Genomic DNA, 3,338 nt, shown 5'->3' on the forward strand with positions numbered 1-3,338 from the left:
TGCATGCGTTGCTGACGGCGCTGAAATCGCCGGACGACGCCATCGACTGGGACACGCTGCTGCCCTGGAAAATCACCCTACCTTAAACCCCACGACCGAACACTGTGGGGATTTAACGACGCTTACTTTCTACCAGACGTCGCAGATGGGACACTTACTGACATGGGCTTCGGGGCTGTTTTTATCCTGTTCCTTCAGATACCGGCGCCGCCAGTTAAAAAGCAGATTGTCATTGAGCCCATGCTCACGTGCGAGTCGTGCCACATTTATGCCGGGTTGCATGGATTGTTCAACGAGGTAGCGTTTAAACTCTGGTGTAAAATTAGGGCGTCGGCGTCTTTCTGAGGACAGTTGACTGGCGCGAGAAGGATTAAACTCGGAGGGATATAATGCTTGCTCCAGCTCTGTAGGGGTCATTTCATCGTGTAAGGGCCAGGACAAGCCACTTTCCCCGAAGCGCCGAAAAAACTTATACCCTGTTGATACTTTAAGCCCCAACTGCCTACATGCTGCAGCACGACTAAAGTTTTGTACGTGATGAAGCCGCAGAAGTGCTTCCATCCATTGCTGTCTTTCCATTCGATGATGTCCATTAATTTGAAGAATGATGGACATTAATTTTCAACGGAAAGGAATATTTCTACCAGACGTCGCAGATGGGACACTTACAGTATTTATAGCTACTGCGATGTATTTCAAAAACATCGCAGAGAAGGCTGACGGTGTGACTGCTCCTGAGTTTTTCAACTAGCGAGAACTGTTCAGGGAGTCTGACATCAAGAGAGCGGTAGCTTTTTTAATATGGTGTTGTGTTCCTCCAGGAGAAGAACCTGCTTTTCCAGCTCACGAATGCGCTGCTGTTCGGTAGTCAGTGGTGAAGCTTTAGGTGAGACCCCTTCACGCTCCTGGCGGAGTTGCCTAGCCCAGGATTCGAGTGCCGATGTGCTGACATTCATGGCTTGGCTGGCTGCACGGAATGAGTAGCCTTGGTCAAGGATAAGTTGAGCACATTCGAGTTTGAATTCGGCAGAAAAGGTCCGTCTCGTTTTGTTAGTCATTTTGTCACCTGTTTAGTGGTTGAGGTGATCATATCACCTCTGTTCAGGGGGCCAAATTCAATATGCCACTACACTTGACCACTACAGTTCGGACCTGCCGAGAATATGCACCTTAAACAAAATGACGCGTGCAGGGATGCCAGAAAGTGTGCGGATTGCCTGAGGAAGTCAGTGACGGGAGGCGCTTTTATCTAAATCCGATTTAATCAACAAAGCCTATGAACTCGTCTAAACGATTTGAATCCCAGCATCAGCCTTATCCGACGTTTAATGTTGCGATAGTCTTACTTAATCTGGTTGTTCAGATACTTACTTTTCCTGGCGGTAATTGCTTCTTCCTCTGAATAGGCGAAGTACCAGTGGGTACATTGAGCAATAATATCGACGGTGTAATGCAGGCATTTGAAGACTTTTCTTATGATCGATATAGTCAGGTAGCATAAAAAAACCAGCATGTTACCTGACAGGACGTTAAGGTAACAGAACCACTAACTCTCTGTAGAACCGATAGCGTACATAGGGGCAAACCAAGAACTATTAAGGTTTACAGGGCTGTCGGTATCACGCCAATAGATTCGCCCGCCATCAGCAAAAAAACTTTTTAATATGAAACGGATATAATCTAGAGCCATGCACAATGCCTGAAACTCGTTCTCACCGCCAAACATACGAAGTGGCAGAAATGGTTCCATTGATATCGCACATTGCGCATATTCCGACAGTTCTCCTTCTGCTGGTACCTTAGACGGTGGGCCGATATTAATAAAAACATCGAAGGTTTCTCCTGTACGACGTATACATCTGAAGATTTCTGACGCCATAAAATCTTGCATAATTTCAACCCTCTAGTTTTTTGTTTAACATGGCGTTATTGACTACGGCAATGTTAGCTTATAATTAGCCAGCCTTGGATGAGTTTTACCAAAACTCCTGACTCACATATCTAACGGAGGTAATAAATAGCAATACATAATCAAAGTATTGTAAAGACCATCAAAAGGATGGCCTTTACAGAAATATCATCCATTAAAATCGAAGATCATTCAATATCCTCTGAGGCTGATGAGTATAAGTTATAATAACTCGCTTATATTTTCAATATAGCCTATTACCATTGATAGCCTACACCTATTGAAGCGCCAAAATAGTTCTCAGTATTGCCACTTCCAGATGCTTTTAGAATCCACTTACCATTTTCTGATGTTTTAGATACACCTACAGCAATAGCTGATTTACCGTTATAGGAGGCAGCAGATGCACCAAGCATACTGGAGTCTGGCTGATATGCTTGAGGAATGCCGGCCATTGCCATTGATGATGCAATACCACCAGTTAGTTTGTTATCAAGATCGCTTACTCTGCTGTTCAGCTCGTTTACACTATTGCTAATCGACTGAAATGCCTGATTGACCTGCCCAACATTGGCTGCATCCGTATCCGCAGTTCCTGCAGCCACGTTAGTAATCTGCCGTTCTCGACCTTCAGTGCCAATGGAAACTGTATTATCACGTGACGCCAATGATCCATGTCCTAGGGATACGGAGTTCTTACCTGAAGCCACACTGTTTGAGCCCAAAGCAAGTGAATTATCACCCTGAGCTTCGCTGCCATGGCCGAGGGCAGTAGAATTACTCCCCGACGCGATCGATTTATGCCCGATAGCTGTGGCGTTAATAGCAGTGGCGCTAGCCCTGTACCCATATGCAGTGGTATTATTTGCACTGGCTACAGAGCCTAATCCAGACGCAGTGCTTTCTTCACCAGTTGCTTTTGCTCCGGCCCCTACTGCTAAGGAGTTTTTTACAGTAGCTGATGCAATACCAAAACCGTCGTCATCACGGCTGCTGATATTTCCCGAAGCAGCCTGTAACTGTCCAACCGTTGCAGCATCACTTGCTTTTATCCCATCTTTCAGACCACTCAAGACGCGGTCACCATCAATACCCGAAATTGATATGTTATCTCCTTTCTCAAGAGCTCCAATGGTAATCGGCCCTTCTGGGTCACCTTGTTTTACAATTGAGTCGGCTATTGAATTATTCACAATTGCCGTCAGTTGAGTAATGCTAGCGCTATTACTCGCTACCTGATCGACGACACTCTTCAACTGGCTGCCATTCACTGCGTCCAGAGAGTCCGCCGCCAAACTACCTGCCGCCAGATTGGTCAGCTTCTGTGCGTTACCCGGTGTCGCTGCCGTACCGCCATCTTCCGTCAGGGTCACCACGTCCTTCGTCGCAGTTCTCTGCACAACACCTGTGATGCCTGATGCCACGCTGT

General features: G+C 46.3%; 3 protein-coding genes and 2 pseudogenes. All 5 read right to left on the reverse strand.

Going from position 1 to position 3,338, the window contains the following annotated elements; translation table 11 throughout:
* Positions 1-129: 129 nt before the first annotated feature.
* Entirely contained in the window at positions 130-579 is a 450-nt protein-coding gene (locus tag ACMV5I_RS29195; protein WP_414825942.1) for a transposase, read from the reverse strand.
* A 91-nt stretch (positions 580-670) separates the two neighbouring features.
* Positions 671-1,058, reverse strand: a pseudogene (locus tag ACMV5I_RS29200) (transposase); the annotation flags it as partial.
* Between the two features lie 212 nt (positions 1,059-1,270).
* Positions 1,271-1,399 (reverse strand): annotated as a pseudogene (locus ACMV5I_RS29205) (DDE-type integrase/transposase/recombinase); the annotation flags it as partial.
* 147 nt (positions 1,400-1,546) lie between these two features.
* On the reverse strand, positions 1,547-1,891 hold the full coding sequence (locus ACMV5I_RS29210) for a hypothetical protein (RefSeq protein ID WP_414825943.1): 345 nt from the start codon (positions 1,889-1,891) through the stop codon (positions 1,547-1,549).
* A 275-nt stretch (positions 1,892-2,166) separates the two neighbouring features.
* Positions 2,167-3,338 (reverse strand): YadA family autotransporter adhesin (locus ACMV5I_RS29215; RefSeq protein WP_414825944.1); only part of this gene is annotated, 1,172 nt, incomplete at its 5' end.

It is taken from the genome of Serratia sp. T13T92, from assembly GCF_047530105.1.
GTDB lineage: Bacteria > Pseudomonadota > Gammaproteobacteria > Enterobacterales > Enterobacteriaceae > Chania > Chania fonticola.

Bases quoted from the DNA above. Each gene is read 5' to 3' on its own strand.
- ACMV5I_RS29195 (WP_414825942.1), bottom strand. From the start codon at position 579: ATGGAAAGACAGCAATGGATGGAAGCACTTCTGCGGCTTCATCACGTA.
- ACMV5I_RS29210 (WP_414825943.1), bottom strand. From the start codon at position 1,891: ATGCAAGATTTTATGGCGTCAGAAATCTTCAGATGTATACGTCGTACA.